This window comes from Roseinatronobacter alkalisoli (genome assembly GCF_028745735.1).
Lineage (GTDB): Bacteria > Pseudomonadota > Alphaproteobacteria > Rhodobacterales > Rhodobacteraceae > Roseinatronobacter > Roseinatronobacter alkalisoli.
On record NZ_JAQZSM010000011.1, the window covers coordinates 79,751 to 104,705 of the forward strand.

Sequence of the window (24,955 nt, forward strand, 5' to 3'; positions counted from 1 at the left end):
TTGGTGGGTAGCGACCGGCGATATACTGAAGTCAGAGACTTCGACAGAGCGTGCGGTCCCAACAGACGGCCAAGGGGTAGTGTCGCTCGGGACAAACGGTTGAGTGTGGATCGCCGATCCGAATAGAGATAAGGAGCGCCCTGAAAGTTGATTGCTCATTTGGTGTAGGTCTTTCCCGAGCGCTAGATGGGCACGACGTGACTATCGTAGTGATGTCATATTCTCGATCTAAGCGAGCGAACGTTGTATCCGGTCGATGTATAACCAGTTTACAAATCTCCATAAGCTTATGATATGAAAGAAAAAAAGCCAATGACGATTCTCACTTGCTTTAAAGCCTATGACATTCGGGGCCGCCTCGGTGTCGATCTTGATGAGAGCATCGCAAACCGTATCGGGCGGGGCTTTTCGCGCGCACTGAACGCCCAGCGGGTGGTGCTGGGGCGTGATTGTCGCGCCTCTTCCAAGGCGTTGGCGCAAGCGGTCGCCGACGCACTCATGGCTGAAGGAGTCGAAGTACTGGATCTTGGACTGTCGGGCACGGAAGAAATGTATTTTGCAACGACGTATTTCGGAGCTGATGGCGGCGTTTGCGTTACCGCCTCTCACAACCCGATGGATTACAATGGCATGAAAATGGTACGCGCAGGTTCTGCGCCACTGGATGCCGAGGGTGAACTTGCCCACATCCGCGCACTGGCCGAGGCCGATGATTTCGGCCCTCCCCGTGAGGGTGGCAGCCTGCGCGACGTGGCAATCGAAGCGCGCGCTGCTTATGTCACTCGAGTGCTGTCCTTTGTCGATGTCACCGCATTGCAGCCCCTGAAGATTCTGGTCAATGCCGGGAATGGAGCAGCCGGTCCGACCTTCGACGCCATTGCAGCGGAACTCGCGGCGCATGGCGCACCATTGCAGTTCATCCGCATGCACCACGACGCCGATGGCAGCTTTCCCAATGGCATTCCTAACCCGCTCCTGCCAGAAAACCAGCCGCAAACCGCCAATGCCGTGCGCGCGGCAGGTGCAGATTTCGGAGTGGCCTGGGATGGCGATTTCGATCGCTGTTTCTTTTTCGACCATGCGGGTGATTTCATCGCTGGCGAATATCTGGTTGGACTCCTCTCGGAGGTGTTTCTGGGCAGGGAGCCGGGCGCGACCATCATCCACGACCCGCGCGTCATTTGGAACACACTGAATGTCGTGGCAGATGCAGGCGGTCAGGCGGTGCAGTCACGCACTGGGCATGCCTTCATCAAGCAGGCCATGCGCGATCATGGAGCGGTCTATGGCGGTGAAATGTCCGCGCACCATTATTTCCGTGATTTCGTCCATTGTGATAGCGGCATGATCCCTTGGCTGATGATCGCGGAACTGGTCAGCCGACGGGGCGCGTTGCGCGATCTAGTGGCTGCGCGGCGCGCAGCCTTTCCGTCTTCTGGCGAAATCAACTTCGTGCTGGACGATGTGCTAACAGCAGTAGCACGGGTGCGTGCTGCATTCGAGCCCGAGGCGACAGGCATCGATGAAACCGATGGGCTGAGCCTTGATCTGGGTGATTGGCGCTTCAACCTGCGCGCGTCGAACACCGAACCGGTCCTGCGCTTGAATGTCGAAACACGTGGTGATGCAGCACTTTTGGCGGACAAAGTTGCTCGGGTATCGGACATGTTCTAACGGGGCATTGCCGAGTTATTTGGCGCGGATGATTTGGGTAGATGTTGAGCCATGAAGGTTCCACCGTCCATGCCGCGCCTGAAAGGCTTTCGCTTCCCACGTGGGATCGTCGCCTACGCTGTTTGGGTTTACTACAGGTTTGCCCTCAGCGCGGCAGACGTTGAGGATCGTCTGGCGGGGCAGGGCGTCATCGTTAGCCTCTGGGTTAATCGCTTTGGTGTGCATTTCGCCGCTTGCATCCGCCGGGATCGGGCGTGCCCGGATGACAAGTGGCATCTCGACTATACCCGCGCGATGGCCGCATAAATGACGAGAGCCATCAAGGAAAACTCTTGCCAAGGGCGGCAGAAGGTTCGTGGGCGGACCAGAGGGACAGATCAACCGCCTCAAAACTCTCAAACGCCAGATGTATGGACGCGCCAACATCGACTTGCTCAGAGCCCGGCTCATTGCAGCGTCCTGACAAGGAGGCATCCGACGCTGCACCAAAACTGCGTCAGATCCAGTTTTGCACACCGAAACACAGAGAAACGGGGTATCAGGTAGACTATTTGAGGGACTCAGTGTGTCGTAAAGGTCAAGCCTCTCCTGCGGCGTTTTGCTGATGGAATTACCCTTCGGAGCCAATGCTGCCCATGTACTGACGTTCTTCGATGATCGATAGCGATGCGGATCGTCAGAGCCACGAGCGCGCCGACACCCCGTATGGTAGGTAATGAACTGTCGGCAGATGGGAGCGGAGTTGGCATGATCGCACAACAACTTCTTCAGACCAGCCTCAAAAATACCGCTCAAGTGGAAAAAAACCGCTCAGGCGGAATGAGGCACTGGATAGCGTGCTCCGGGTTCGCTACAAGGCAAAACAATAGATCTGAGATGTGTGCCACATCCACCTTGAAGCGTGCGAGACGTATGTTTCGCTCGGCTTCTATGACGCGATTGAGGGAAGTTTCGATGGACAAGGTTTCGTGGAGAGCGGAGAATGCCCTGATGCAGAGCAAGGTGCCTGTTTTTATTGCATTCCTGTTGATCATGGCCATCACAGCTTGCTCCGATGGATATGTTCAATTTCCGACCGGGAAAGAGGCGCAGGGTTCTCTTGGTGACGACGTCGAAGTGATCGTTTTGTCATCAGAAAATATCAGTGATTTCACTCGCCCTGCACGCGGGCATCAGGTAACCCAATTGCCTAATCGGCGCGACTGGACCTATGCAGTTGGTGCTGGTGACATTCTTTCAGTCATTGTTTTCGATCACCCGGAATTGACGCTTCCCGCCGGGCCGCAGCGCAGCGCAGCCGAAAGTGGCTTTCAGGTCGCCAGCGATGGCACCATCACCTATCCCTATATCGGAGCAATACGAGCGAGTGGTCGTTCTGTCGGTCAAATCCGAAGTGATATCTCACAGCGCCTCGCAAATTTCATCCCCGATCCCCAGGTTGAAGTGCGCATAGCGGCCTACAATTCGCAATCCATCGTGGTGTCAGGTGAAGTGGCGGCGCCAAACCGCCAGCCTCTCACTTCTGTGCGGTTGAGCCTGGTTGAGGCGATCAATGCTGCGGGAGGCCTCACAGATGAAGCTGACCCCCGCATTGTCAGCGTTCAGCGCGGCGGGCACATCTACCATGTTGATGTGCTGGGCTTTCTTCAAGATGGTATCGAACAGAACAATCCTATCTTGCGCAACGGTGATGTAGTGAACGTCCCCCGCCGCAGTGCCGAAGAAGCGTATCTTCTAGGCGAAGTTGCACGTCCCGATGTCGTTGATCTATCGCGCGAGGCAATCACGCTCACTCAGGCTATCACGCGTCGCGGGGGGTTGCAGCAGTCTCGCGCCAATGCCCGTGGGGTTCTGGTGTTCCGAGCGCATGGTGATCACGTAACGCGTGTCTTTCAGCTTGATACGTCTTCACCAAGCGGTTTGCTGCTCGGCACCAAGTTTGTTCTTGAACCAAGGGATGTTGTTTACGTACTTCGCTCTCCGTTGCAGCGCTGGAATGATACGATTGTACGGCTATTGCCAACCGTGCAAGCCGTCAATACTGTCGATAGCGTTGTGAACTAATATACAATGGGCGTAATGTTTCCATCCGTTCTGGTGGTCTGCGTAGGCAATATATGTCGATCTCCCGTCGGCGAACGCTTGTTGGCGACCAAACTTGCGCAGCATGGCTCCACGATAAATGTATCATCAGCAGGGATCGCTGCGCTTGAAGGCCATGCTGCTGATGAAGATGCCGCCACAGTTGCAAAAGCGCATGGCGTGTCACTGGATGGACACATAGCGCGACAGTTCTCACGAACACTTGGTGCTGAACATGCCCTGATTTTGGTAATGGAATCCGGCCACAAGCGAGAGATTATCAAATCTGCCCCCGATTTGTCTGGCCGAGTCATGCTGTTTGACCATTGGATTGGTGGCAAGGGCATTGCCGATCCCTATTGTCATTCGATCCAGTTTCATCAAGAGGTGTTTGCGCAAATAGAAGCCGCCGCCGCTGCGTGGACGGAAAAGCTGGTAAAATAAGCTGGAGCAATGGGTTAGGTGAAGGATAGCTGTACTGCAGATCCTGACCTATTGCGATTAGCCCAAAAATGGAAAACCTACGACCATGACTGCCACGCAAAACTTGAGCGATGATGAGATCGATCTAGGCCAGTTGATTGGCACGCTGTGGCGGGGCAAATTGGCGATCGCCGCTGCAGCAGCGCTCGGAATAGCCATCGGCGCGTTTCATATTGCCAACACGAACCCCACGTTTCAGGCCGATGCTCTTTTACAACTCGAAGAAAAATCCGGGTCGCTCGCCCTGCCCAGCAGCTTGTCGACCATGGTTGACAATGATCCGCGCAGTGTAACGGAAATCGAGATACTGCGATCACGCATGGTTCTCGGTCGCGCGATTGCTGACCAGAACCTTGATTGGCGTGTCAGTCCGGACATCATGCCCTTCGTCGGAACGATGTTTTCGCGATATCGCTTTCCTGTGCTTAGTTCTGCCCTGCCATCCAGATTTGCACGTCCTGGAGACAGGATTGAGCTGGAAAATCTGGTCGTGCCACCCAGCATGTTGAACCAGAGCTTCGAACTGATTGTAACAAGCGAAACAGAATATCGCCTGATTTTTCCGGATAGCTTGCGCCTGGATGGAACTGTCGGACAGCCAACAACGCTCACGGAGACAGGGTTTTCAATTACAATTTCCCGCGTCGAGGCCCCAGCCGGCCGGAGATTTTTTATCAGGCAGGTCGATGAACGGCGTGCAATCAATGACCTACGAAGCAGACTTTCTATCAGCGAGCGTGGCCGCGCATCCGGTATCCTCGAGGCACGCCTGACCGGCGAGAACAGGACCGAGAATACTCGCGCCCTAGAAGCGGTAATTCAGGCGTATCTGAATCAAAATGTCTCCCGCAGTGCTGCCGAAGCTGAGAGCAGCCTGACGTTTATCCGCGAACAACTGCCTCAAGCAGAGCAAACACTGCGCACTGCGGAAGCTGCGCTGAACGCATTCAGGCAAGAACAGGTAACGGTTGACCTGTCCCTCGAGACGCAGACTATTCTGGGTCAGGTTACGCGCATAGAAGGTGAGTTGGCAGACCAGCAACGCCGTGAAGACGAATTGGCGCAGCGCTTTACGCCCTCACACCCGACATACCGGCAATTGCTGGACGAACGTGCGCGCTTGGAGGCACGTCTGGCAACGTTGCGCGATCAGGTTGGCGCTTTGCCAGAAACGCAACGACAAATTTTGAACCTGACTCGTGAAGTGGAGTTGGCACAACGCATTTACACCGAACTGCTCACCCGCGCGCAGGAAGTTGAAGTGCTGCGCGCCAGTACCATCGGAAATGTCCGGATAGTCGACGGCGCCAGCGCAGCGCCTTTGCCGATTGCGCCGCGCAAAGCACTGATTCTGGCCCTCAGCATGGTTCTTGGTACTATGGCAGGCATTGCCGTGGTGCTTGTCCGCAACTGGATGCGAAAGGGCGTTCAAGATGCGAGCGAGCTTGAAAAGCTCGGTATGCCGGTTTTCGCGACAATCAACTATAACAAGGACGCTGACACAGATGGGCGCCGCGGCGGAAAACTGCCAATCTTGGCATTTGAGAGCTCGGCCGACCTGACGGTCGAGGCATTCCGCTCTCTAAGGACCAGCCTACATTTTGGGATGCTCGACGCCAGCACACCAAGCCTAACTATAACGTCTTCACATCCCGGCGCAGGGAAGAGCTTTCTTTCAGTAAATCTCGCGGCAGTGGCGGCACAGGCCGGGCAACGCGTCTGTGTGATAGACGCTGACCTCCGTCGTGGGCAGTTGCGCCGCTATTTTGACCTGCCACGCAACGCGCCGGGGCTAGCAGAAGTGTTGGCGGGCGATATTTCCTTCGACGACGCAGTTGTCCAGGGATCGCACGAAAACTTCTTTCTACTCCCAACAGGTCGGTATCCACCAAACCCGTCAGAATTATTGATGCGCGCTGAATTGTCCAAATTGATCGAAACCTGCGCGCAATACTTTGATTTGACGATTTTTGATGCCCCTCCTGTTCTTGCAGTGACAGACCCGGTCATTCTCGCGAGAAATACCGGGTCAACCATTTTCGTGGCCAGACATGATATAACCCCGTTAGGAGAGGTGGAAGCGGCACAAAAAACGCTTTCTAGCGCTGGACTGAAGTTTTCCGGCGCTGTCCTTAACGGGTTTGATCCCAAGAAAGCCGGCGGGCGGTATGGATATGGATATGGGTATCGCTACGAATACAAACAGCGCAAACAATAGGTTCTGGCCGTCAAAAATACTGACCGGGGGCGCGCATTATGGCTGTTGGCGTGATTCTGAGACGAGTACTTGAACCCCCGCCAGCAGGATGAACATCTTGAAACTTGGCGATTGAGCCGTTGATCATTGCGTATTCAAGCCTGTTACCCCGCTCAACTCTTTTAATAGGCTATATGTAAATGCTGGCTTAAATTCCCTACCTCACGGGGTCGGATGATTTCCCAGTGTTTGCTTGTACGACCCCGGGGATTTTTGCCCGCGAGGTCATTCATCGCCATCATGTCCCGTGTTCATTCAACTGTCACAGATTTGGCCAGATTTCGTGGCTGGTCCACATCTGTCCCTCGTGCGAGGGCTGTGTGATAGGCGAGCATCTGAGCAGGAACAGAATACACGAATGGCGAAATAAAGGAGGGGACTGCTGGCAAGGTGATGGTATATTCTGCACCGCCAGTTGCGTTAAGTCCGGCTTTGTCGGAAATCAAAACGATCTTGCCACTGCGCGCCATCACCTCCTGCATGTTCGAGATGGTTTTACCGAACAAATCGTCTCGTGGTGCCATCACAACGACAGGCAGGTTTTTATCAATCAGAGCGATTGGGCCATGCTTAAGTTCCCCAGCCGCGTAGGCTTCAGCGTGAATATAGCTGATTTCCTTGAATTTGAGAGCAGCTTCCAGAGAGAGCGGGTACATCAGGCCGCGCCCTAAAAACAGCACATCATCATGTTTGGCAAGTATCTCGGCGATGGATCGATAATTGTCCTCTCGGTCTAGCGCCTGTGCGACATATCCAGGAACTGTTTGAAGGGCCTCCAGATGTTGGTCGCACGCCTTCGCATCAAGACGCCCACGATCCACCCCGGCTTTGAGAGACAGAAGGGCCAGGACGAGCAGTTGCGCTGTGAATGTCTTTGTTGAGGCGACACTGATTTCAGGACCAGCATGCAGGGGCAATGCCAGATCCGCCTCGCGCGCAATCGACGAGGTGGGTATATTCACCACCGCAATCGTTTGCGCTATTTTACCTTTCACATGGCGCAAAGCTGCCAATGTGTCGGCGGTTTCACCGGATTGGCTGACGAAGATCGCGATAGTTTTTGCGGTCAGCACAGGCGCTCGATATCGAAATTCCGATGCAATATCGATTTCAACGGGGACGTGTGCGATCTGCTCGAACCAGTATTTGGCGACGTGACAAGCGTAGTGCGCGGTCCCACACGCCACAAGGATCACGCGATCGGCTTGTGCAAAATCGACGCCCTCCGGTAGCCCGGAGATGCCCGAATTTGGAACGCCATAGAACCCGAGCGCGGCTTTAAGTATTGCTGGCTGCTCTGCCATTTCCTTGGCCATAAAATGTCGATGACCCGATTTGTCTATCCGGGTGTTCTGCTGTGAGATACGTGTCATTGGGCGCGAAACGATGTTTCCACTCGCATCGTGGACCTCTGCACCTTCTCGCGTGATGACTGCCCAGTCGCCTTCTTCCAAATAAGTCAGCAGATCGGTCAGGGGTGCCAATGCGATAGCGTCAGAGCCCACATACATCTCGCCCTGACCATGACCTATCACCAAGGGTGACCCGCGGCGGGCTGCGATCATCAAGTTTTCTTCACCTTCAAATAGGAAGGCCAAGGCAAATGCGCCCTCAAGCTTCTTCAGTGTTTCCCGTGCGGCAACATCTGGACTCATTCCCTGGTCCAGAAACTTGCTGGCAAGATGAACAATTGTTTCGGTATCCGTTTGTGACGTGAACTCAGAGCCATCCGCGCTAAGCTCTTCACGTAATGCGCGGAAATTCTCGATAATTCCGTTGTGCACGACAGCGACGCGGCCCTTGTGATGGGGGTGCGCATTGGCGACACTTGGTCCGCCATGTGTTGCCCATCGCGTATGGCCGATACCGGCTCTGCCCTTGAGCGGTTCATGGACGAGCAAATCAGAAAGATTGATCAGTTTTCCAAGTGCCCTGCGACGATCTATCTGCCCTTCGTCCAGCGTAGCAATACCAGCGCTGTCATAGCCCCGGTATTCCAGCCTCTGGAGGGCGTCGAGTATGAGCGGCGAAACCTCATGCTTGCCAAGAATGCCCACAATTCCGCACATGGTTGTCCCTAAAGCTAAGATTCTTAAGTAGTTTCTATCGTGCTCCGTATCGCGTTTGTCGTTACTTGACCAGCCTGCTCAGGCCGCCATGAGCGCTACTTGCTCCTCGGGCTTTAGCTTCGGCAGACATTCGCCTGCCGTCACGATCCCCGTGCGGCATCAGTATCCCCGTGCGGCATCAGCTGTCTGATCAATCGAAGTGGGCAAAACCTTGAAACAGAACCAAACCGCCATGTTTAGATTTGAAATAGACCATTTCCCGTCGAGAACAGCCACCTTAGCGATGGTGACGTGGTTAGCTCCCTTTGGCGGCCACGTCGTCTGGCGGCACTGGCCCATGCGGGTGTTACCAATTGTCATTGTCACAGATTTTTGCGCGCGAAGGTGCGATTGGAAATCCCTAGAGATACCGCGAACCATAGTTGGTCAATGACCTCATGTGAACGGCAATATATGAGCAGAGTTCCCGGAATAGCACCAGCACTCCGCTTGCGGCGACTTGGACGGTAGCATCTTCCACAGTCGCCAAGCGCAATCTACTATGCGCTATAGAAGACATACTTCCACTGCCGTGATTTGGCATGCCACACGAACACCATCGCACGGTCTCGGTAGGACGCTGAAACTAGCCGGAATTCCGTTGATGTGCTTTCCGTGCGACAAGCTCCTATGGCTATGTCGACTTTTCAGCCATGCATTGAAATGGGCCGCCAGTCGAAAATGCGGCGCACAGGCTCTTAAATGGCCCTGCGGATCAGTTTTGTTAGTACTGGCTCGCGATCGGAGGTGACCGTGTTGGAACACTCTCCGTATCATCCGAAGCCCATCGAACCCTGACTCCGCCCCTGCTGACAAAGAGCCACGGCCAACAATCTCACACTCACAACCTGCCGAGGTCAATCTCGATCGAGATAGGACAGTGATCTGATGGATAGCGCGCTGCTGCGCCGCTGAATGTTGTTTCAGTAAATGACCCTCGCAGCTTTGCAAATTGTGCTTCGTCGTTCAGGATCAGGAAATCAATAAACTCGCGATACTGAGGCAAACAATTGGGCCGAATACCTTCTCCGGCGATATGCAGGTCGCCGAATTCGTTCAGCACAGCCCAGAACACATCGCTTGAAACCTCGAGGCGCCGGTTCAAATCGCCGCCGATGAGCGCTGGCCCACTCAAGGCATCGAGCCATGAGCGCAAGACTGGCAACTGCGCGAAGAGATCTCCACAAGCCTGACGCCCGGTGCCTTCAAAACAGCCCGATTTCAGATGCGTGTTGAGAATGGTCAGTGGGCGACTGGCCGACAGCTCGACCTGCACAGCGTGGCGCAGGGAGCCCCGTCCTGAGATGTCGAGTGCCGCAAGATCATGAAGGCGTCGATGCGCCACGTCATTGCGAACGACAATCGCAGTGGACTGCATCGACAAGCGCTGACCAGCCGTGTTCCGGCATTCGGGGTAAGACCGGCGTGGCTGCCGTTCCTCGATGTGAAACACCCACTCAGCTGCGTCGAACACCCGGGCGAGGGCCGCCTCACCTTCGATTTCCTGCAAGAGCCAGACATCGGCATCAACCTCTGCGATGACATCTCGCACGCGTTGGAAATCTGCCTCGTTGCGCGGGCGGCAACCTTGATCGAAACCTGCTACCAAATGCTCGATGTTCCAACTCGCGATGCGCAGGGTTTCTGCGCTGACCAGCGGTGCCCAAAGTATCGCGGCAATAACGAGCAGAGTACGCATTATGTCTCTCCAAAATTAGATTTCGCTCAACCACACAACCTCTGCCGGACGCCATTATCCGCCCCCGCGAGCAAGAAAGATATTTCCATCAATTATAGATGCTGGCGTACAGATGTGCCAGGCGCGAGGGCGGGAATTCAGCGATGAACCGAACGCGCCGGGCCCGTGTATTCGTACTCTGCCCAAGGCAAAGCGACAGATGCCGTTTTGTTGTACCAGCCCTTCCGGGCCCACGTGTTGCACCACGAAATGACCTTTGGGGGCACTATAGCAGTTCCCCGCCATCATTCGCATTACTCTGCATTGGTCTCTCAGCCATGGTCCTGCCGCGCGACAATTTTCTCCATAGCCGGAGAGGATTTTAAATGACAAACATGATTGATGAGAGGCCCAATGTGGTGCCAGAAGATTTGATGCGCAATTCTCAGGCCGAGGGCTACCTGCTGGAAGTAGTCTGCATCCAAAGCGGTGAGACGCGCCATAGCAGCCGGTACAACACATGGGTAGTGCGCGCAGTCTGATGATGGCAGTCCGACCATGCGGCTTGTTACCAGCCGCAGCTATCTCAATATCTCGAGTTCAAGACGATTGTCGGTCTGGCGGACTTCCTTGCGGATATGGGCTGCACAACAGCCAGCATTCCACTGAAAGAATTTGGGCGCGCGCGTCGCGCGGCCACTGGAAAACCTGTGTGAGTGCATTTTCTAACTGAGCATACTTGGACGTCCCCCGAATATGTCCATCGCCACACTTCATCTCACAGGCGCGGCGGCCTTGCAGAAATTCACCCATCGCTTCTTCACCGACGAGTCGTTGAACCCGATGCCGTGGCGCCTGAGATTGCCCCGGAATTTCTCCGCTACCCTGTTCATGCAAGGCCGCGATCGCCCGCCGGGCAGGTTGAGGCGCGCCAGATCAGCCCAGAACGTGTCATAGGTGATGGCGCCAGAGGCGGGGAAGGGCCCGGATGTCTTTTCCTGATCAGATTTTTCAGCGGTAATTGATTTATATTTCAAATCTTTCTTCTTGGGCGGACACTGGTTGTCCGGGGTCTTTTCGCGGCGCGCCTCAAACCATTCCCAGAACCCTTTGAGCCGCACGCGGTTCAGGAGGTTTTTGTAACGATGACGGGGGTTCTTACGGTATTCGCGTGCGATTAGGCCCAAGGCTTCGAGATGGGCCAACCAGCGCCGCGCGGAGCGAATGGTGACGCTGAAACGCGCGGCGATGGCGGCATTCGAGACAGGCCGTGTCTGGAACGCCCGCCCTCCACTGAAGTCATAGCGTTGCTGCTCGAGATAGCTCATCAGATCGATCAGGACCGAGACCTGCACACGGGTGACCTGTGCGCTCAGACGAGGGCGCACGACCTCATCAATATAGATGCGGAAACTCGCGCTGCTCGGCTTAAGCGTGCCTTGGGGCGTAGACATTTGGCTTCGATCTTTCAATCAGTCAGGCGACCGGCACAGCGCCATCCTTCGCACGGATGCGTTTTTTGCTTGTGACGGAGGAGAGAGAAGGCTAACAAGCCAATGGTTTTGTTTATTTTTCCAAGGCGGACACCTTGGTATCTGTTAGCCCTGTATCTCCCCCGTAGGTCTCCTGCGGGGGATTTCAGTTTAGGGGTGGGGGCTCGACCTTTTCTCCTCTGGTTTGTGTGCTTGTCGCGCGCGCGGCCTGCAGGGAGACGCGCAGCTTAGTAATTCACAAATTCAGTGTGCTTGTTGCCCTCGAAATCTTCATAGCGGATCGCAACCACAGGCCTGTATCCAAGCAAAAACCCTCCCGCAGGCCAGTTCTCATAGTGTGAGACACGCCATTCCCAGCAACCATTGTCGGTCTCGCGTGTGCAAACCTGGATGGGCACGCGGCGGACGCGGTCCGACTCCGCCAACCATGCCGGTCCATGGCGCAGGCTGGCACCGACCCAGCGATGACTGCCATCGTCCAGATAGGTACCGCGCTGCGTATGATCGCGCCAGGCACTGTCGGGCGCCTCATCATCCACGGGAGGGAATGTGCGTATGTGATAGATCTCAATCGCGTCGCGGTAACCACGCACCTCATCAGTCAGCCCGTCGGGTCCAAGACTGATCCCGGGGCTGCCCGGTGCGGCTGTAAATCCCGTCGGCAGGCCGAACGGGCAGTTCCAGAGTTGCAAGGGCGGTGACACCGGCCAGGGCGTAATGCGCCGGATCATGGTCAGTTTTGCGCTCGAACATTCAGCACTCGCGGGAAACCCGCCCGCAAGGCACAGAAGGATTGCGCAATCGATCGGATAGGCTCGGGCGGGAGGGCTATGCAGAATCGTTGCGCCAAGCACCAGGCTGGCGAGCGCTAAGCGTGAGAGTGACATGAGGGGTTCCTTTCTCTTGGATGGAAGGACTGTGCGGATCAAATCGCATAGCGGGTGAGGTGCACCGATCACGGCGGTGCGCGGCGCAGGGAGTCTAGGAAGGTGCCATATTGTGCAGTGACCTGAGCAGCCTCACGCAAGGCGCGGTCGCGCTCGTCATCAAGGCAGCGGAAATACCGCGTTACCTCCGATAGGTACTGCTCGAACTCTTCGCGCAGTAAATCTTCGAATTCCCGCATGAGTTTATCATCCGCGGGCAAGATCGGCGGGATGAGGAGCAGGCAGTATTCCGGGGCTATCTGGGCATGCACATGCCTATGCGGCGATGCGAGAGTCGCGAGCAGCAGTGCCAGCGCAGTACCTGCGTGGGCGCGGAATGCGTTGCGTCTTCCCTGCTGCTTCTCGGGCACGGGCGTCTGTCGAGGGGCACTCAGAACCGGCAGCCTCAAGATCTTCCCGGGCAGGGTGGGGCGAAAATCACCTTTGCGCGCGGGATGCCTTGGCTCGCGCGCCATCAGCGACCGTAGGGAGCAGAAGATTCGAGGGCGATTCGTAGCGCAAATCTGGTTTCGCATGCGGCTTCGATTTCGATATTTCGCACTGGCCCCAAAGCCTGTCACCGCCCACGTTAAGAGGGTGCAAATCATAGTTCGCGCAGAGCGCAGCAAGTGTAAAATAAGGTCTGTCAATTTATTTACTCATGGTTGTATTTTGAGGGTTGCCCCTCAAGAAGTAGCTGTTTAAGACACGCGAAAACACAATCTATAGGGGAGTATTTGTTCAATCCTGACATCTAGATATGCGTGAAATACCGCCGCCTATGTCGGATCAGAAGTTTTTCTGCAAGTGCAAAATATGGATTTAAGATATTGTAATGGTATGTATATTAAGAATCCTCGAGAATATTGCGGGGCGGGTTTGTGTGAGACAATGATCATTTGATCGTCTCCAAAGCGCACAACCATAAGTTGCATTATAAGCTCAATCCGGTCGCACCTTCCTAAAGAAACTGGTCAGAAACATTTTTGTAAATTTTGGCTGTCTCACGCGTGTTTTACGCTCGGTCAGCCCAGTTTCAACGCCACGCAATTGCCTTGCGCGGACCGGTCTCTTGCATCCCCAAACCACGGCGCACGACGCAATCGATCTTCACGAAACGCACCAAAAGACGCCCCGAATGATGCAAGGCCAAGAAAGGGTATTTTAATGATTGACGAAATCTCGATCCGGGCGCTCACCCTCGCAGGCGCCGTGATCCTCGCCACACCAGCACTGGCTGGCGACGGGCTGATCCTGCGCTTTGACGCAGATGGCCGGTTCGGTCCCTCCGGGACCACGCGGGCGTTTGCCAAGCACTATTCTGGCGGCGGGGTGCTGTCCCATCCCCTACAACAAGCCGCGCTGGATTCCGCCGAGTTGGACGGGCAGGGCAGGCGCTCAACTCCCCCAGCAGCACCCGTTTCCGCAAGCCCCAAAGTCCTCACAGCCATTCTTGACGCCGCGATGCGCTATGCCGGGCACCCCGCTCTACGCGAGACGGGGCTAGGTGCGACAGACTGGGTGCTGCTGTTCCAATCCAATATCGAGATTGAGAGCGCCTATAACCCGCGCGCGCTCTCACATGCGGGCGCCATCGGGCTTGGGCAATTGATGCCTGACACGGCCCGAGCACTTGGCGTCGATCCCCATGACATGGATCAGAACCTTGATGGCTCTGCGCGCTACCTGCTCAAGCGGCTTGCACAGTTCGGCACGCCCGAACTGGCACTCGCCGCCTATAACGCAGGGGCTGCAGCGGTCATCCGCCATGATGGCATCCCCCCGTACCCCGAGACCATTGGTCATGTTCGCAAGGTCATGGCCGCATTTCACCGTTTGAAAGGAAAGACGTCATGAGACATGAGACTTTGGCGCTTGTAGTCCTGCTGGGCTTTGCGACCTTGCTGATTTCTGTCAGCCCTGCACTCGCGCAATCGATTGATCTCGATCCGGTAACCAACCTGTTGCACGGGATCATCGACACGATCACGGGGCCGTTGGGCATGGCCATCGCAACGCTCGCAGTCGTAGGCATCGGCCTGAGCTGGTTTTTCGGGATCATCGATTTTCGGCAAGCCATGTTCGTGGTGATTGCCATCGCCATCGTGGCGAGCGCCGCCACCATCGTTAGCGCCATCTGGCAGACCTGAGGGCGCGAAATGCCGGAACGCTCAACACTCTTTCTGGGGCTTGTACGCCCGCCGCAGATGCTCGGTCTGCCGATCCTCTATGCGGTCTTGTGGATATTTGGCTCAGTCCTGATCCTCATCTGGTCGCAATCGCTCTGGGCCTTCGCGCTCTCAGGTCTGGCCTATCCGATACTCTGGGGGGCGGCGCAATGGGACCCGTATTTCGTGGAAGTGGTGCGTGTCGTGACCGAGCGCACCCGCCCCACTAAGAACCGCGATATCTGGGGAGGGGACAGCTATGGCCCGTGATCTGGAAATGGGAATTGCGGGCACGCAGGTCATGCCCGCATGGGCAGGCGATGAGGCGCGGCTTGCCCATCACCTGCCCTATATCCGGCTGGTCGATGATCACACGATCCTGACCCGCGGCGCCGAATACATGCAATGCATCCGCGTCACGGGCGCAAACAGCTTCACGGCCCTGGATGCAGATCTCGACAAGGCCCGCGCGACACTAGCCACCGTGATTGCCCAGAGCGGGGCAGGGTTCTCCTTCTATGTGCATAAAGTATCCGCGCGCGTGCCGGTTGATCTTACACCCGTCAGCACCGAGGGATTCGCGGACGCCGTCGATCAGCGCTGGCAAAGCCACCTTGCAGGCGCAGGGCTGCGCGATCGCACGCTGACCATCACAGTCGTGAAACGCCCCACAGCGCTGGAGCGTGTCTCGCTCTGGCCCCACCCGCGCGGTGGTAAACCCCGCGATGCGCAAAAAACCCAGATGGCACGGCTCACCGAAGTCGTGCGGTTTCTCATGCAAAGCCTGACTGGTATGGACGCCCGACTGCTTTCAGCCTCATCGGGCGAATTGCTGGGTTTTCTGGATGGGCTTAATACTGGGCTGGAGGGTCATACTTTCCCGCGCGGCTTTCCGTCGACAATCGCCGATGATGTCGCCAATGCCCGCATCACGTTTCGCGGCGAGAAATTCTTTGTGAGCGGCGGCTCGCATCCCGATCGCGTGGGGCAGATATTTTCCATCAAGACCTATCCGACCCAGACCGGGTGCACGATGTTTGATGATCTGGCGCTCCCGATCGATATGGTCGTGACCCATAGCTTCACGCCGGTGAACTCAAACCTCATGGGTGACCGGATCAAGCGCCAGATCCGGATGATGCGCGCGGGCGATGATGCCGCAATCTCGCTGCAAAACGATCTGGTGCAGGCCGCCGATGATCTGGCCTCGCAGCGCCTGATCTTTGGCGATCACCACATGACTGTGGCGACCTACGCCGATAGCGAAGCAGCACTTGACACGATTTCGGCAGAAATCCGCAATATCTCGGCCTCCGTCGGCGTAAAACTGATGGTCGAGAGCTATGCCGCACGCGCGAGCTATTTTGCGCAGGCGCCCGCCAATGCCAGCTACCGAGCACGCCGCGCCACGATCACCAATCTCAATTTCGCCGATATGGCCGCCCTCCACCGCACACCACTGGGCAAACCCGGCACCAAGGCCCCCTGGGGTACACCGATCACGATGTTTCCCACGCCCGAACGCTCGGCCTATCGGTTCTCGTTCCATGAGAAGGGCAGCCCCGGATCCGAGCCCACCAGCGGGCATACCATCATTCTGGGCCGCTCGGGTTCGGGAAAATCTGTGCTGGCGAGTTTTCTGATGGCGCAGGCCCGGCGCACGGGCGCGCGAATATTTGCCTTCGATTATCGTTACGGGCTTGAGATGGGCCTCCGTGCCCTCGGGGGCAGCTATCAGTCAATTGAGCCGGGCCAGCCTACCGGGCTTAACCCACTCTGGGTAGAGACAGACGCAGGCGGGCGCGAATGGCTGACAGATTGTCTGGTGACACTCCTGGAATCACGCGGTGCACAGCTCACCCCGCAACAGACCCATGCGCTCCAGCAAATGGTTCGGCGCAACGCAGAGGCGCAAGACCCGAGCCTGCGGACATGGACGGAATTCGCAGGCCAGTTCCGCTCGGTCGATGATGGCGGAGATCTGGCCGAGCGCGTACAGGAATGGACACCACAAGGCAGATTTGGCTGGGTGTTCGGCACCACAACGAAAGATACCTTCACGCTTGATGGCGATGTCGTGGGCTTTGACCTGACAGGCATTCTGGATACGGAAAACGAGACCGCGCGCATGGCGGTCCTGAGCTATATTTTCCGGCGTATCGAGCGCAAGATCGAGGATCGCCGCCCGACCATCGTGCTGATCGATGAAGCATGGAAAGCGTTTGATAACAGCTATTTCGCAAACAAACTTGAAGACTGGCTGGTCACCGCGCGCAAGCAAAATACCGTCGTTGTGATGATGACGCAATTTGCCTCGCAGCTCGAGAAATCGCGCGTGGGCGCGACCCTCATTCAAGCCCTGCCTACCCAGATTCTGCTGCCCAATTCCCGAGCCAAAGCCAGCGATTATGGCCCTCTACAGCTCAGCGACAAGGAGCTTGATGTGATGCTTGGCACGCTGCCTGCCTCACATCTGGCCCTCCTACGCGATGATCAAGGCTCGCATATCATCGACGCCGATCTCTCCGGCCTAGGCAGCCATCTCGCAATCCTTGGCGGGCTTTCCTCCGGCGAGGCCGTGGTGGGCCCCAACTATCGCGACATCCCTGATTTCTGGAGAACTGCCCCATGAAACGCGCTTTCATTCTCGGCCTGCTGGCCGTCATCCTCGCTGGTTGTGCCACCACATCAGCCGCCCCAGTCAAATCTGAATGTTTCCGCTCTGACGGCAGCGCGCGCTGCACATTCACCCCGCTGCCGGAACTGTGGGAAAGGGCAGGGGGGCGTAATGCGTGAGAAGTTGCGTGCGAGCGTTCGCGGGCTGGCGGCGATGGGGGCTGCAGTTACAGCCCTGAGCAATGGCACTGCCAGCGCGCAAGGCGTGCCGATCTTTGATGCCGCGCAAGCCATTGAGCAGGCGCGCCAGATGGCTGAGCAGACGCAAGACCGGGTACTGCAGATCGGCAAGGGTGATCAGCGCGCCCGCCTGGACGAAATCAAGCGTGCGCAGCTTGAGGTGCTGGATTCTATCATTGAAAGCAGCACGATCAACCCAGCAGATGTGACTGCGACCATTCAGTCACTGGAAGCAGGGCAGGGAGCGGAGACCGCCGCCACGACAGTCTATCCAGCCCAGGAGACCAACCTGCCTGCCACCCAACTTTTTGGCGATGCGCGCCAGAATATCGAGGAGATGATCATCGAAGGTGCGCGCGAGACACACAATCATCCTGGAGTGGCCAAGGCGGGTCTCTCACTCGTGCAGTGGCGCGCACTATTGCAGGCGCTGATCTGGCAGGAAAGCCGCTTCAACCCGGCCGCCGAATCCCATGTCGGAGCCTATGGGCTTACGCAAATCATGCCCGACACGGCCCGAGACCTCGGTATCTATCCCGCCTATCGCACCGATCCCTTGATGCAGGTACGCGGCGGTGCGCACTATCTTGCCTCGCGGCTCGATCACTTGGGCGGCAATATCACCCATGCGCTAGCTGCCTATAACGCTGGACTTGGCCGCGTTCAGCAATATGGCGGGGTACCCCCCTTTGCCGAGACACAGAACTATGTCGTCGTCATCCCGCGCAAGTACAACGAATATTTAGCCCGCTTGGGCGGTATCGACGCGCTTGGTACAATCGAGCCCACATATCTCGCCAACGGCGAATTGGCACTGCAGGGCTTAGCCGCGATCGGCTATGCGGAACTGGCCTATTCCACGATTCAGGCCGCCGCCCAAAGGCTCGCGCACCTCGTCGAACAGGTTGGCCAATCCAGGGACTGGGCGGCGGCCCAAGCACTCAACACCTATGCTCGCACGGAAATCGCGCGCCTGCTGGTCCTGAGCATGCGCCTGCAGGCAGTGCGCGCAAAACCACTAAGCGCTGCACAGCTCGCAGTCATGGCCCAGATGGCCGACGAGAAGGGGTTTTCTGACATGACATTGCAGGAGTTTTGATATGTGGAGCAAGTTCAGGATATCAGTTTGCGCACTCAGCCTGGCCGCCATGCCGCTCGTCGCACCAAATCCGGCGCTGGCACAAGGTGTCCCCACCTTTGACGCTCAAAACCTTACCAACCAGATCCGGCAGCTCCAGCATATGCTTGATGACATGGGCATTCAGACCGATCAGCTTGATACGCTGATCGAGCAGGTCACGTTGCTCGATGATCAGCTCTCCCAGCTGCAGGATATCCACGGTATCCTGACCAGCAGCAATCCGATGTCACAGCTTCTCGGTGGCGATCTTGACTGCGTGCTCGGGCAGGATTTCTCTGGGTTGATGAATGTCGTCCACGGCATTTCTTCGGGCAGTATCGTCTCAACGCTCACGGGCGGCTGCGGGGACATCGGCGCCTCGGTCGAGCGGGTGCTGACCAGCGCTGGTCTGGGCCCGCAAATTGTCCAGCAGCTCTCCGGGTCCATCAATGCAGGCGACCGGCGGCTCGGACAGCAAGCCTCTGCTGCGGCGATGACCAGTGCGGCGGCCGAGAGCAGCTATGAGCGTTCGAATACCAGCGTGCGGCGCATCGAGATCATGGTGGGTGAGATTGGCAATCTTGCGGACGTCAAAGCCTCGGTTGATCACAACACATTGGTGACTGCGGAGATCGGGATCATCCTGTTACAGATGCTGGAGCTGCAGGCCGCGCAAACCATGGCCGATGGGGTTGCAGGTGTCAGCACGGCCTCGCAACAGGCCGAAGAGAAGGCGTTTTCTGATCTGACCATGCCGCCCCTGAGGGTGCAACCATGATGGGCTTTGGCAGGATGCGCGCGCCTGTGCAAGCTGACATCGCCGAGACTGTCACCGAAGAGTTGATCTATGGTGCGCTGAGGCGCGAGCGCCAATGGCAGATGATCGCACTTGGTAGCGCCGCTTTTGCGGCCCTGATGGGCTGTGGGATGATGGTCGTGGCGATGAAGCATAAAATGCCCACGCCGGAACTTGTGCCCTTTGACACATCGACGGGCACAGCCGTCCCTTGGGCGCAGGTCCGCGCGATCTCTGTTCATGAGGAACGCGCGGTGGCAGATTCGCTGATCTACGCCTATATCCGCGACCGCGAGACCTATAACCAGCTCGACAATGATCTGCGCGTGCGCGCGGTCATGCAGCGAAGCGACGGCGAGGCAGGCGCCAGCATGCGCCGGCTCTGGAGCAGCGCCAACCCGAATTACCCGCCCGCGCGCTATGGTGACACCGCACGAATGGATGTCGAGGTCATCTCGATTGCGTCGCTTTCGGGTAATCGCGCGCAGGCACGTATCCGCAAACGCCTGCGCGGTATAGAAGGCGAACAGATCGGCAATTTCACAGTGACACTGGCCTATGATTTCCAGCCCACGGAAGTGCGCGAAATCGCCGATGTCTGGGCCAACCCGTTCGGCTTCACAGTCACGGACTACGCCATCACCTCTGACCGGTTCGAATGAGGCCCCTTATGCACAATGCGCTCCTTCTATCCACCTGCCTCTGCCTTGTCGCCAGCGCAGCATTTGCGGAAGTAACACCGCGCCGCGGTGCACATGATGCCCGCGTGCGCGAGGCCCTCTTTGTTGATGGGCAAGTCTATACCCTGATGCTGATGCTCGAGCGCGTCACCACGGTCGAGTTTCCCCGCAATGAGGAGATTGTCTCCGTGGTTGCAGGTGACACAGAAAGCTTTGATTTCGACGCAGTACCCGGTGGTCGGGCTTTTGTGATCAAGCCCAAGCGCTCTGGCGCACGCACCAATATCACTGTCTTCACCAATCGGCGCAGCTACTACTTCACGGTGCAGGAATCCCGCGACACGGCCTTCTATGCCGTGCGATTCACGGTACCCTCGGAGCGTGACCAAGGTACTCGCACCCAGGTAGCTGCGTGGCCACCCAATCTGCACTACGGCGCCAATGCAATGAACGCAATCACACCGCGCGAAGTCTGGGATGATGGTAGCTTCACCTATTTCCGATTTCACGAGACAGGCGAGATGCCCGCAATCTTCGCAGTCTCGGACGGCATGGAGCGGGTGGTAAACGCCCAGATCCAGCGAGATGGATCCGTGCGCGTCAGCGGTACCAGCCCCTATTGGGTGCTGCGGCTTGGCAAGACCGAGACTACCATCGCCGACCTAAAGGTGCCGCAATGAGCACAGACAGCGATCTCCCGACCCGTCTCAAGGAGCTTGAAGGTGAGTTTGAAGGCCCGCGTCGTGCCCGGTATTCACCTTCCCTGATCCTTGGCATTTTTGCTGCTGCCGCCGCGATGTCAGTGACGGTCTTTTTCTTGTTGCGCGAGAGTGACACAGCCCCGCGCCTTGCCACGCAATCGAGCCGGGAGTTTCAGACCGGTGGTTCAGCCTTCGGGGATATGGAGATCGCGCGCCGTGATCCACCGTCGCCCACAACGCGGCCTGAACCTGAAGCCCCCAGCGAAATGGCTCAGCTGCTCGAGCAACTGGCCGCGATGCAGGCAGAGCTGGCTGCCCTGCGCGCGGCCCCGGTAACTGCGAATAACGATGAGGACCCGGCGGCGGAACTCAGCGCCCTGCAGGCGAAGGTAACGCAGATGCAGGCGGCGGCCGATCAGGCACAACGCGAGGCACAAGAGGTTGCGAGGCGTCTCGACCGCGATCTCGCCGAGCGCAATCGCGAAATCACGCGGCTGGAAAGCGAGTTACAGATGGCGCGGATGGCACAGCCCCCGGAGGCGTTTGAGGCCCGCGACCATGAACGCGAAGAGTTACAGAGACGGCGCGCGCAAGCCGAGGCCGAGCAGCAGGCGCGGCTGAACTCTTCCATGTTGGCCATTGGCGGGCGCAGTTCTTCCGCGGCGGGTGCCTCGGATCAGGATGCGCGGCGCCTTGATGACAATGAAGCCTTTGTACGCAGTGCAGGCAAGCCCGCGCCCGTTGAGCGCGCTGGCATCATCGTCAACCCGTCAAATACAATCACGCAAGGGACCGTGCTGCAGGCGTCGCTAGAGACCGCAATAAACTCCTCGCTGCCGGGCCCCATCCGCGCACTGGTCACGCAAGATGTGCATTCCTATGACGGCACGCGCATACTCATACCGCGCGGCAGTCGGCTCATCGGGCGCTATTCGGCCAATGTCAATATCGGGCAATACCGCGCCATGGTGGCTTGGGAACGTATCATCCTGCCCGACAACCAGACCGTCACGATTTCAGCCTTTGGTGGCGATCAGATCGGGCGCTCGGGCGTCTCGGGCCGGGTGAACACGCGCTTCGGCGAGCGCTTCGGCTCGGCCGCGCTGATCTCGCTGCTGGCCTCTTCACCTGCGGCTGCGAGCCGGAACATGACAGATGAAACTGTCCGCGAGGCAACCGCGCGCGTCACGGGCGATCTACGCGATGCCACAGGCGATGCAGTCAGCGAGTTTCTTAACCTGCCTCCAATCATTACCATCGACCAAGGCGCACGCGTCACGGTTATGGTTGATCGTGATCTGGAAATCTTCTGATGGATGGGGCGAGTTACTTTGCGCAGGAGATGAACCGGCTCGGCCCCATCGTGCGCGATCCAAACCTTGTGGAGCTCTGCATCAACCCTGATGGCCGGGTCTGGGTCGAGATGCAGGGAGATTCTGCCATGCGCAATACGGGCCAAAGCTTGTCGGCCACCGAAATGCTCGATCTGGCCAGCAACATCGCCTCGACGGGCAACAGCAGCCTCGGACGCAGCCGACCCATCATCTCCGGCTCTGTACTCTATCAGGGCCGCGCGGTGCGCTATCAGGTCGTGGCCCCGCCCGTTGTCGCCCAAGGCCATTCCATCTCAATGCGGTTTTTTGCAACCCTCGCGCTGGACAGCATCGCGCTGCAATTCCTGCATGGCGGCCAAGTCTCACTGGAAGCGCGGCGCGCGGGATTGGGGCGCGCGCTGCAAGGCCTCGTCGCAAAGGGCGATATTGATGCAGCGTGTCGTTTCTGCATCGACTATAAGCTGAACCTGATCATCTCAGGAGGCACCTCGACTGGAAAGACCGTGCTGGCGCGCAAGCTTCTGTCTTTCATCGCGCCTGACGAGCGCATAATCACCATTGAAGAGGCGTCAGAGCTGTTGCCCACGCAGCCGAATGTGGTGACCTTGCTATCGGATCGGGACAACCCGCTGCGCTCGACCGATGCGCTGCTGACCTCGTCGCTCAGGATGCGGCCCGACCGTCTGGTTCTGGGTGAGGTGCGCGGGGCGGAGGCCATGACATTTCTCGAGGCGATCAACACAGGTCATGGTGGCTCGATCACGACGCTGCATGCGGAAACCCCGCAGCTCGCCATCTCGCGCCTTGCCATCGCCGCCCTGAAATCCAACCTCCCCCTGACCTATGACAATATGCGCGCCTATATCGAAAACTCGATCGATGTGATCATTCAGGCCGGGCGCTATAAGGGCCAGCGCGGGATCACCGAATTTCATCTCCCCTCCCATGCAACAGACCAGGAACCGATCCCATGATCCACATCACGCTTGCCACAGCGCTTATCCTCGCCACGCCTTTGAGCGCCGGGAGCGAAGGGACGCCGCTCAATCCCAGCGGCCCGCCCGCCGCCATGAGAGGCACGCTCGATCTCGACCTGAGCCTGCCCGATCTCTTTGGCTCCAGCGAGCCGGATCGCGAGATCAATGGCTGCATCGTGCCCGGTCGCCCCGACTGGGTCTGGCAGATGGATCCAACGACGACCAATGAACGCGCGCTGGCTAACGCTATGTATCAGCACCGCTGGTCCGCCGCCGTGGTAGAAAATCAAGATTGTGGCTGCGCGCTACGCTATCCCGATTGGCATGAAGTGATAGAGGAATTCCAGTCGAATTATGACGGAATGGACCCGCAGGAAATGTTTAAGATAATCATGGCATATCGATCAAAGTTCCACCAAGTAGTCTCTCGCGCCGACAGTATCTGCAGCGAGAAAACCCAGTAAACATGGGAATCGTCTCCTGGATCGTCGGCTCGGTTGATAGCTATCTCGCATCCGCAGGCCAAACGGCCTTCGGGGCGTTACTAGGCGCAGTCGGGATGATCGGCATGACGATGGCCACACTCGCCGTGATCTTAGTTGCGCTCAATGCCATGCTGCAGGTCCGATCGATCGATCTGCGCACCGCCGTTCTGCTGGGCGTCAAACTCGCGTTAGTTGGCATCTTCGCTCGGAACTGGGCGGAGTTCAATTCCGTGACCAATGCCATCGTCGGCGGGTCGGAATACCTCGCCGGGGTGATTGTTGGAGCCGCCGGTGGTCTAGGAGATGGCTCGGCCAGCAATTTTGCGCAGCAATTCGATTCGATCATTGCCGACCTAGTTCGTACGGCAAACAATATCGGCAGCGCGATGAACTGGGTCGGCGGGGCCTTCTTCACAACTATTGCTTTCATCATTCTCGCTGCCATGGGGGCATCTGCGGGCTTGATGATCGTCTTCGCCAAGCTGATGATCACTTTCTATGTCAGCATTGCGCCCATCATGATCACCATGTCCCTCTTGAACGCTACCAAGGACTACTTCCAGAACTGGCTGACCGGGATCATCAGCTATGCCTTCTATCCGATCGTGATTGCCGCAGTCTTCTCAGTCATCATCTCGATGAGTGATCAGATGGCCACCAATGTGAATTCCGGCGATCTGGCCACCCTCGGTCAGGCAATCCCCTTCTTCGCCATGATCATCATGGCCTTCTTCGCAATCTTCCTGATCCCCGTGATCATGCGCCAGATCACGGGCAATATCCAAATGACCTCGGTGATGAGTGGCCCCATGGCGGCGCTGAGCACCTTGTCAGCCGCGCGCATGGCCGGTCTGACCGGACGGCCAGCACCCTTGCAGCCTCTCCCGCCAGGGGCGGGAGGCGCGACGCGTGGGCCAACACCACCAGCAAGCGGGGCCGCCTCTGGTGCCAGAGCTCGATTGGCGCGCTCAGCAAGATTGGCAGGAAGTAATGGATAGTCTCTTTCAAGCGACGCAGTTAAACACACTCGCAAATGACCTGCCCCCGGTCATCCCTCAATCTGATGAAGAGCTTTGTTGCCTGTGATCCGACCCCCAACGTTGGACCGCCGGAAGCTGGATTTTTCTGGCTTCCGGT

The 24,955-nt window shown here is 57.5% G+C and carries 22 protein-coding genes and 1 pseudogene; 18 read left to right on the forward strand and 5 right to left on the reverse strand.

What is annotated here, in order from left to right:
* Positions 1–312 precede the first annotated feature (312 nt).
* The 5 genes and pseudogenes from PUT78_RS12840 to PUT78_RS12860 all read left to right on the forward strand — a co-directional run bounded on the left by PUT78_RS12840 (position 313) and on the right by PUT78_RS12860 (position 6,457).
* The gene (locus PUT78_RS12840; RefSeq protein WP_274352669.1) at positions 313–1,674 is read left to right on the forward strand and encodes a phosphohexomutase domain-containing protein; all 1,362 of its coding nucleotides are present in this window, start codon (positions 313–315) and stop codon (positions 1,672–1,674) included.
* A 51-nt stretch (positions 1,675–1,725) separates the two neighbouring features.
* A pseudogene (locus PUT78_RS12845) lies at positions 1,726–1,956 on the forward strand (IS6 family transposase); the annotation flags it as partial.
* A gap of 672 nt (positions 1,957–2,628) precedes the next feature.
* Positions 2,629–3,738, forward strand: coding sequence for a polysaccharide biosynthesis/export family protein (locus PUT78_RS12850; protein WP_274352670.1), 1,110 nt, complete (start codon positions 2,629–2,631; stop codon positions 3,736–3,738).
* A gap of 15 nt (positions 3,739–3,753) precedes the next feature.
* Positions 3,754–4,200, forward strand: coding sequence for a low molecular weight protein-tyrosine-phosphatase (locus PUT78_RS12855; protein WP_274352712.1), 447 nt, complete (start codon positions 3,754–3,756; stop codon positions 4,198–4,200).
* Between the two features lie 85 nt (positions 4,201–4,285).
* Entirely contained in the window at positions 4,286–6,457 is a 2,172-nt protein-coding gene (locus PUT78_RS12860) for a polysaccharide biosynthesis tyrosine autokinase (protein ID WP_274352671.1), read from the forward strand.
* Between the two features lie 290 nt (positions 6,458–6,747).
* Here PUT78_RS12860 and glmS read toward each other — a convergent pair whose 3' ends face one another.
* Both glmS and PUT78_RS12870 read right to left on the reverse strand, forming a co-directional pair.
* Entirely contained in the window at positions 6,748–8,565 is a 1,818-nt protein-coding gene (gene glmS, locus PUT78_RS12865) for a glutamine--fructose-6-phosphate transaminase (isomerizing) (RefSeq protein WP_274352672.1), read from the reverse strand.
* An 880-nt stretch (positions 8,566–9,445) separates the two neighbouring features.
* The gene (locus tag PUT78_RS12870) at positions 9,446–10,303 is read right to left on the reverse strand and encodes an endonuclease/exonuclease/phosphatase family protein (RefSeq protein ID WP_274352673.1); all 858 of its coding nucleotides are present in this window, start codon (positions 10,301–10,303) and stop codon (positions 9,446–9,448) included.
* A 365-nt stretch (positions 10,304–10,668) separates the two neighbouring features.
* Between PUT78_RS12870 and PUT78_RS12875 the strand changes: the two genes are divergently transcribed.
* Positions 10,669–10,824, forward strand: a complete 156-nt coding sequence (locus tag PUT78_RS12875) for a hypothetical protein (protein WP_274352674.1) — start codon at positions 10,669–10,671, stop codon at positions 10,822–10,824.
* Between the two features lie 231 nt (positions 10,825–11,055).
* On the opposite strand, the gene PUT78_RS12880 is transcribed toward PUT78_RS12875, so the two are convergent.
* The 3 genes from PUT78_RS12880 to PUT78_RS12890 form a co-directional block, all read right to left on the reverse strand.
* Entirely contained in the window at positions 11,056–11,736 is a 681-nt protein-coding gene (locus PUT78_RS12880) for a helix-turn-helix domain-containing protein (RefSeq protein ID WP_274352675.1), read from the reverse strand.
* Positions 11,737–12,002: 266 nt separating this feature from the next.
* A complete protein-coding gene (locus PUT78_RS12885) occupies positions 12,003–12,662 on the reverse strand; it encodes a hypothetical protein (RefSeq protein WP_274352676.1) in 660 nt (219 codons plus the stop codon).
* Between the two features lie 68 nt (positions 12,663–12,730).
* Positions 12,731–13,072, reverse strand: a complete 342-nt coding sequence (locus PUT78_RS12890; protein ID WP_274352677.1) for a hypothetical protein — start codon at positions 13,070–13,072, stop codon at positions 12,731–12,733.
* Between the two features lie 877 nt (positions 13,073–13,949).
* Between PUT78_RS12890 and PUT78_RS12895 the strand changes: the two genes are divergently transcribed.
* The 12 genes from PUT78_RS12895 to PUT78_RS12950 all read left to right on the forward strand — a co-directional run bounded on the left by PUT78_RS12895 (position 13,950) and on the right by PUT78_RS12950 (position 24,816).
* Complete coding sequence (locus PUT78_RS12895) at positions 13,950–14,558, forward strand: lytic transglycosylase domain-containing protein (RefSeq protein WP_274352713.1); 609 nt, start codon at positions 13,950–13,952, stop codon at positions 14,556–14,558.
* A complete protein-coding gene (locus tag PUT78_RS12900; RefSeq protein WP_274352678.1) occupies positions 14,555–14,851 on the forward strand; it encodes a TrbC/VirB2 family protein in 297 nt (98 codons plus the stop codon). The genes PUT78_RS12895 and PUT78_RS12900 overlap by 4 nt, the downstream gene beginning before the upstream one ends.
* Positions 14,852–14,860: 9 nt before the next feature.
* On the forward strand, positions 14,861–15,139 hold the full coding sequence (locus PUT78_RS12905) for a VirB3 family type IV secretion system protein (RefSeq protein WP_274352679.1): 279 nt from the start codon (positions 14,861–14,863) through the stop codon (positions 15,137–15,139).
* A complete protein-coding gene (locus PUT78_RS12910) occupies positions 15,129–17,501 on the forward strand; it encodes a VirB4 family type IV secretion/conjugal transfer ATPase (RefSeq protein ID WP_274352680.1) in 2,373 nt (790 codons plus the stop codon). Before PUT78_RS12905 ends, PUT78_RS12910 begins: the two co-directional genes overlap by 11 nt.
* A 156-nt stretch (positions 17,502–17,657) precedes the next feature.
* Positions 17,658–18,824, forward strand: a complete 1,167-nt coding sequence (locus PUT78_RS12915) for a lytic transglycosylase domain-containing protein (protein ID WP_274352681.1) — start codon at positions 17,658–17,660, stop codon at positions 18,822–18,824.
* Between the two features lies 1 nt (position 18,825).
* Positions 18,826–19,623: a type IV secretion system protein gene (locus PUT78_RS12920; protein ID WP_274352682.1), complete on the forward strand. Its 798-nt coding sequence runs from the start codon at positions 18,826–18,828 to the stop codon at positions 19,621–19,623.
* Complete coding sequence (locus tag PUT78_RS12925) at positions 19,620–20,303, forward strand: VirB8 family type IV secretion system protein (RefSeq protein WP_274352683.1); 684 nt, start codon at positions 19,620–19,622, stop codon at positions 20,301–20,303. The genes PUT78_RS12920 and PUT78_RS12925 overlap by 4 nt, the downstream gene beginning before the upstream one ends.
* Positions 20,304–20,311: 8 nt before the next feature.
* Positions 20,312–21,001, forward strand: a complete 690-nt coding sequence (locus PUT78_RS12930; RefSeq protein WP_274352684.1) for a TrbG/VirB9 family P-type conjugative transfer protein — start codon at positions 20,312–20,314, stop codon at positions 20,999–21,001.
* The gene (locus tag PUT78_RS12935) at positions 20,998–22,335 is read left to right on the forward strand and encodes a TrbI/VirB10 family protein (RefSeq protein WP_274352685.1); all 1,338 of its coding nucleotides are present in this window, start codon (positions 20,998–21,000) and stop codon (positions 22,333–22,335) included. The genes PUT78_RS12930 and PUT78_RS12935 overlap by 4 nt, the downstream gene beginning before the upstream one ends.
* Entirely contained in the window at positions 22,335–23,330 is a 996-nt protein-coding gene (locus PUT78_RS12940) for an ATPase, T2SS/T4P/T4SS family (RefSeq protein ID WP_420793499.1), read from the forward strand. The genes PUT78_RS12935 and PUT78_RS12940 overlap by 1 nt, the downstream gene beginning before the upstream one ends.
* A complete protein-coding gene (locus PUT78_RS12945) occupies positions 23,327–23,797 on the forward strand; it encodes a hypothetical protein (protein WP_274352686.1) in 471 nt (156 codons plus the stop codon). Before PUT78_RS12940 ends, PUT78_RS12945 begins: the two co-directional genes overlap by 4 nt.
* Before the next feature lie 2 nt (positions 23,798–23,799).
* On the forward strand, positions 23,800–24,816 hold the full coding sequence (locus PUT78_RS12950; RefSeq protein ID WP_274352687.1) for a TrbL/VirB6 family protein: 1,017 nt from the start codon (positions 23,800–23,802) through the stop codon (positions 24,814–24,816).
* Positions 24,817–24,955: the final 139 nt, after the last annotated feature.

Coding starts and splice junctions, on each gene's coding strand:
- PUT78_RS12935 (WP_274352685.1), top strand. CDS start 20,998: ATGAGCACAGACAGCGATCTCCCGACCCGTCTCAAGGAGCTTGAAGGT.
- PUT78_RS12920 (WP_274352682.1), top strand. CDS start 18,826: ATGTGGAGCAAGTTCAGGATATCAGTTTGCGCACTCAGCCTGGCCGCC.
- PUT78_RS12925 (WP_274352683.1), top strand. CDS start 19,620: ATGATGGGCTTTGGCAGGATGCGCGCGCCTGTGCAAGCTGACATCGCC.
- PUT78_RS12880 (WP_274352675.1), bottom strand. CDS start 11,736: ATGTCTACGCCCCAAGGCACGCTTAAGCCGAGCAGCGCGAGTTTCCGC.
- PUT78_RS12840 (WP_274352669.1), top strand. CDS start 313: ATGACGATTCTCACTTGCTTTAAAGCCTATGACATTCGGGGCCGCCTC.
- PUT78_RS12860 (WP_274352671.1), top strand. CDS start 4,286: ATGACTGCCACGCAAAACTTGAGCGATGATGAGATCGATCTAGGCCAG.
- PUT78_RS12905 (WP_274352679.1), top strand. CDS start 14,861: ATGCCGGAACGCTCAACACTCTTTCTGGGGCTTGTACGCCCGCCGCAG.
- PUT78_RS12885 (WP_274352676.1), bottom strand. CDS start 12,662: ATGTCACTCTCACGCTTAGCGCTCGCCAGCCTGGTGCTTGGCGCAACG.
- PUT78_RS12875 (WP_274352674.1), top strand. CDS start 10,669: ATGACAAACATGATTGATGAGAGGCCCAATGTGGTGCCAGAAGATTTG.
- PUT78_RS12930 (WP_274352684.1), top strand. CDS start 20,312: ATGCACAATGCGCTCCTTCTATCCACCTGCCTCTGCCTTGTCGCCAGC.
- PUT78_RS12910 (WP_274352680.1), top strand. CDS start 15,129: ATGGCCCGTGATCTGGAAATGGGAATTGCGGGCACGCAGGTCATGCCC.
- PUT78_RS12900 (WP_274352678.1), top strand. CDS start 14,555: ATGAGACATGAGACTTTGGCGCTTGTAGTCCTGCTGGGCTTTGCGACC.
- PUT78_RS12950 (WP_274352687.1), top strand. CDS start 23,800: ATGGGAATCGTCTCCTGGATCGTCGGCTCGGTTGATAGCTATCTCGCA.
- PUT78_RS12850 (WP_274352670.1), top strand. CDS start 2,629: ATGGACAAGGTTTCGTGGAGAGCGGAGAATGCCCTGATGCAGAGCAAG.
- PUT78_RS12915 (WP_274352681.1), top strand. CDS start 17,658: ATGCGTGAGAAGTTGCGTGCGAGCGTTCGCGGGCTGGCGGCGATGGGG.
- PUT78_RS12940 (WP_420793499.1), top strand. CDS start 22,335: ATGGATGGGGCGAGTTACTTTGCGCAGGAGATGAACCGGCTCGGCCCC.
- PUT78_RS12855 (WP_274352712.1), top strand. CDS start 3,754: ATGTTTCCATCCGTTCTGGTGGTCTGCGTAGGCAATATATGTCGATCT.
- PUT78_RS12945 (WP_274352686.1), top strand. CDS start 23,327: ATGATCCACATCACGCTTGCCACAGCGCTTATCCTCGCCACGCCTTTG.
- glmS (WP_274352672.1), bottom strand. CDS start 8,565: ATGTGCGGAATTGTGGGCATTCTTGGCAAGCATGAGGTTTCGCCGCTC.
- PUT78_RS12870 (WP_274352673.1), bottom strand. CDS start 10,303: ATGCGTACTCTGCTCGTTATTGCCGCGATACTTTGGGCACCGCTGGTC.